At 72.2% G+C, this 4,370-nt stretch carries 5 protein-coding genes and 1 pseudogene; 3 read left to right on the top strand and 3 right to left on the bottom strand.

Translation table 11 applies throughout. The features are described from left to right. From AB0O00_RS24175 to AB0O00_RS24165, 3 genes are all read left to right on the top strand, one after another. On the top strand, positions 1–817 hold an 817-nt coding region (locus AB0O00_RS24175; protein ID WP_363655020.1), incomplete at its 5' end, for an ATP-binding cassette domain-containing protein. A gap of 73 nt (positions 818–890) precedes the next feature. Further along, a complete protein-coding gene (locus tag AB0O00_RS24170) occupies positions 891–1,724 on the top strand; it encodes an ECF transporter S component (RefSeq protein WP_363655018.1) in 834 nt (277 codons plus the stop codon). A 38-nt stretch (positions 1,725–1,762) separates the two neighbouring features. Further along, on the top strand, positions 1,763–2,422 hold the full coding sequence (locus AB0O00_RS24165) for a signal protein (protein ID WP_363655017.1): 660 nt from the start codon (positions 1,763–1,765) through the stop codon (positions 2,420–2,422). 86 nt (positions 2,423–2,508) lie between these two features. Here AB0O00_RS24165 and AB0O00_RS24160 read toward each other — a convergent pair whose 3' ends face one another. From AB0O00_RS24160 to AB0O00_RS24150, 3 genes and pseudogenes are all read right to left on the bottom strand, one after another. Continuing rightward, complete coding sequence (locus AB0O00_RS24160) at positions 2,509–2,952, bottom strand: hypothetical protein (protein ID WP_363655015.1); 444 nt, start codon at positions 2,950–2,952, stop codon at positions 2,509–2,511. 294 nt (positions 2,953–3,246) lie between these two features. After that, positions 3,247–3,618: a hypothetical protein gene (locus AB0O00_RS24155; protein WP_363655028.1), complete on the bottom strand. Its 372-nt coding sequence runs from the start codon at positions 3,616–3,618 to the stop codon at positions 3,247–3,249. Between the two features lie 261 nt (positions 3,619–3,879). Continuing rightward, positions 3,880–4,089 (bottom strand): annotated as a pseudogene (locus AB0O00_RS24150) (helix-turn-helix domain-containing protein); the annotation flags it as partial. Positions 4,090–4,370 lie beyond the last annotated feature (281 nt).

Here is a 4,370-nt window from a genome sequence, read left to right as displayed (position 1 = left end):
CGTTGGGCTGCGCGAGCGCCTCGACGGACGCCGCCCGGCGGCACCCGCTGTTCCGGCCGGCGCCCCGCTCGCCGCCGCCGACCGCCTGGCCGTCCGGCGCGGCCCCGTCCACGCCCTGCGCGGCGTGGACCTCGCCCTGCGCCCCGGCGAGATCACCGCGCTGATGGGCCGCAACGGCGCCGGCAAGTCCACGCTGCTGGGCAGCCTCGTCGGCCTGCACGCGCCCGCCTCCGGCTCCGTCCGAGTGGGCGACCGCACCCCGCACCGCACCCGGCCCGCCGACCTGATCCGCCAGGTCGGCCTCGTCCCGCAGGACCCGCGCGACCTGCTCTACGGCGAGAGCGTCGCCGCCGAGTGCGCCGCCGCCGACAGCGACGCGGGCGCACCTGCGGGTACGTGCCGCGCACTGGTCGAACGCCTGCTGCCCGGCATCACGGACACCGTCCACCCCCGCGACCTGTCCGAGGGCCAGCGGCTCACGCTCGCCCTGGCCGTCGTCCTCACCGCCCGGCCCCCGCTGCTCCTCCTCGACGAGCCCACCCGCGGCCTCGACTACGCCGCCAAGGCCCGGCTGGTGGAGATCCTGCGCGGGCTCGCCACCGAGGGCCACGCGGTCCTGCTGGCCACCCACGACGTCGAGCTGGCCGCCGAACTCGCCCACCGCACGGTGATCCTGGCCGAGGGCGAGATCGTCGCGGACGGCCCGACGGCCGAAGTCGTCGTCTCCTCCCCCGCGTTCGCGCCGCAGGTCGCCAAGGTGCTGGCGCCGGGCCCGTGGCTCACCGTCCACCAGGTGGCGGAGGCGCTGAGCGCATGAGCGAGCGTAGCGAGCGAATCATCAGAAGGTGCTCGTGGGCGAATGCCCCTGCCGAGCGGAGCGAGGCGGGAGCATGACTCGTCCCGTCCCCCTCGGCCGTCGCTCGGTCGCGGCGCTGCTGTTGGTGTCCCTCGTCGGCGTGACGGCCTTCGGCTGGCCGCTGCTCGCCTCGACCAAGTCCGCCCTGGTCGGCCACTCCGCCGACGCGCCATGGCTGTTCGCGCTCCTGCTGCCCCTGTTGTTGGCCGTCGTCATCGCGCAGATCAGCGAGGGCCGATCGGCGGGCGGCGGCGCTCCGGGCCTGGACGCCAAGTCCGTCGCGCTGCTGGGCGTCCTGGCCGCGGCGGGCGCCGCGCTGCGCCCGCTCGGCGCGGGGACGGCGGGCCTGGAGCCGATGTTCTTCCTGATGGTGCTGTCCGGCCGCGTCCTCGGCCCCGGGTTCGGGTTCGTCCTCGGCTCGCTGTCGATGTTCGCCTCCGCGCTGCTGACCGGCGGCGTCGGCCCGTGGCTGCCGTTCCAGATGCTCGCGATGGGCTGGGTCTGCCTGGGCGCGGGGCTGTTGCCCGGCGCCGCGACCCTGCGCGGGCGCCGCGAACTCGTCCTGCTCGCGGCCTATGGCGCTCTTTCGTCCATCCTCTACGGCACGATCATGAACCTCCAGGGCTGGCCGTACATCGGCGGCCTGTCGAGCTCCATCTCCTTCGTCCCCGGCGACCCGCTCCCCGCCAACCTGGTCCGCTTCGCCGCCTACTGCCTCACGACGTCCTTGGGCTGGGACCTCCCCCGCGCCGCCCTCACCGTCGTCCTGTGCCTCACCCTCGGCACCCCCGTCCTGCGCGCCCTGCGCCGCACGACCCGCCGCGCGGCGTTCGCGGCCCCGGTGGAATTTCGCCCGCCGGAGAAATGACGGAACGACCGTTCCGCGAGCCCCTATCCTTTCCGATCATGCGTCCCACACGACTGGCGGCTCTCCTCGCCGGCGCCCTCGCCCTGACCGCGGCCTGCACCAACTCGCCCGCACCCCGGCCGGCCGCCTCCACCACGGAGGCCGAACCGTCGCCCGAGCCGAGCACCCCGGTCGCGGTGCGGAAGCTCACCTCGGCGGAGCTGCAGAGCCAGTGGTGGACGTGGGCGGCATCGACCGTGAAGGCCCGCAACCCCGTCCTCGACCAGGACGGTCGCCTGTGCGCCCAGGGCCAGAAGGACGGAATCTGGTTCCTGGCCGGCACGACCGGCGGCACCGTCCAGCGCTCGTGCACCGTCCCCGTCGGCACCCCGGTCGCGTTCCCCCTGGTGAACCTGTTCGGCCAGGCCTCCGACTGCATCGAGTTCATGGACGCCGCCAAGGGCAGCGCGACCCTGGACGGCAGCCCCTTGACGCCCGAGAAGCTCGACGCGACCCCGATCCGGATGTACGCCGTCGACGGCAACCCCTTCACCAGCGAGGCCAGCGCCAACACGTGGTCGTGCGGCCTGTGGGTACGCCTGGACCCGCTCACGCCCGGCACCCACGAGCTGACCATCCGGGGCGAGTCGGGTTCGTTCTCGACCGGCGTGGACTACCACCTCGACGTCACCAAGCCGACCCCGACCGGCGCCACCTGACCACACCCCACGACAACGGCGCGCCCCGAATGCTCGGGGCGCGCCGCCGCCGACGGCTCAACGTGGACCCGGAGGCCGCGGACGCTTCAGACCGCCTGGCGATCGACCAACTGACCGTACCCACCGGCCTCCCACACCATCGTTCGGAACTCCCGCAGGCTCAGGACCCGGCCCTGCCCGGAGTGTCCGGCCTGTCCGGCACGGAGGTGGACGGTGCCGCAGCGGCGGCAGTACATCCCCTGCGACCAGAGCTTCTCGGCCACCGGCCGGCCCGCCATCACTCGCTTGTTCCGCGACCGGCGCACCCCCAGGTACACAAACACAGGAGTTGCTACCAGGAGCGCACCCAGTGAAATCCAGGCCAGGAACGAATGGTCGTGCTTCGCAGTGTCCGGGGACCTCTGCTCGACGACGACCCAGGCGATGAAGGTCCCGATGGACACCAGCCCCAGGAACACCCCCAGAACGCCAAGTGCCGAGGGCCCGATGTCGGGCCCCGGTGCGAGGGCGCTGGACAGCGACGTGGACACCAGGCGGGTCTCCGTACGCTCCGATTCGTCGCGCCGTGCGGGCCTCGTGACCCTCACGGTCTCCCGCCCCGCGTGATACACCGCCGGCACCCCGACCACCTCGTCCGTGTTCCCACAACTCGGGCACGGTGGAAGGGCGGCCTGTCTGACGTCCTCGATCCCTGTCATGGATCCCCCCATGGGTACGACCTGCCGTTCAGGTGCCGTCATGGTGACAGAAGGCGCCGGACCGGAGAACGTGATCTGAGCGAAGTCTGAGCATCCACGGGCAAGTTGACGCCCAGCTGAGGACACTCACTTGCGAGACTGGCCCGAATCCCGGCAGGACGCGCACAAGCTCCGCTCTTCGGGAACCGGCCGACCACACAAGCCATCGCGGCCGGGGCACTCATGGCGCCGCGCCCCCGGTTCCGAGCCGACCGTCGCCGGCCGGAGGCGCGGGACGGGCGGGACGGCCGACAGGCGGGAGGAGAGGATCGCGCCGACGCTTTTGGTGATCCGGTCCGGGAGCGGGGCCGACAAGATGCCCGTCAGCTCATCAGACGTCCAGCCCCCGGCGAGAAGCCCCTCCACCATGGCGGCCTGATCCGCCAACGGCCTGCCCGCGAGCGCCATGCGGGGTTCCCGGCGGCCGAGTTCGAGGAGCAGCGCCATGCCTTCGGTCATGCGCGGCGGCGGGGAGGGAGGGACGGACGGCCTTCCAGCATCCTTCTCCGTCAACTTCCTTACCTTCACGGAAGGGTTTCCCGCAGTCCCGGCGCCTGGCTCCCCAGCTCCAGGACAACCGGCGGCCGGTGGTGCGGGAAGCGGCGGCAGCGTGTGAACCGCCTTGCCCACCACCGGCACCTCATGCACCGATACAACCGTCCGAACCTGCCCCGTCAGAGGGTCACGCTGAGTGCGCCGAACGTAGTGCCCGGCCGCCTCCAGCTCGCGGAGCGCCCGCGCGACCGTCGTGCGCCCCTCGACGCTCTTGGCGGCGAGCGTCCGTACGTCTTCACGAGCGCCGTCCGGCAGGCTGAGCAGGTACCCGAGCAGCCCACGCGCCGCCCAACTCAGCGAGTGCTTACGGACGACATGCCCGTTGTCGAGAATCGTGTAGCCGGGGGCATGCTTCGGGATACGATGAACCTGCATTTAGGAGCCTTCTTCCTCCTGGTGCCATACCCCGGGGTGTTACCGCACCGCCGGGGCTCACTATGTGCGCGCGCTTCGCTGGAAGCACTCACGCCGCAATAGTCACCGTAGCTCTGTGACGAGCCGTCAAACTCCCATCCGTGTCACCCATTCGGGCGGCGCAGGCGCGCACACCCCAGCGCGCCCCGGGCTCAACAAGCCCCGGGGGCGGCAGACCAAACACGCCAACCACCACCACCCGCCCCCCCACCGCACCACCACCACGCCCCCCGGCCTAAAAA

Origin of the sequence: Kitasatospora sp. NPDC093558, assembly GCF_040683475.1 — a bacterium.
In the GTDB taxonomy this organism is placed as follows: Bacteria; Actinomycetota; Actinomycetes; order Streptomycetales; family Streptomycetaceae; genus Kitasatospora.
This window is presented reverse-complemented; position numbering and strand designations above follow the sequence as displayed.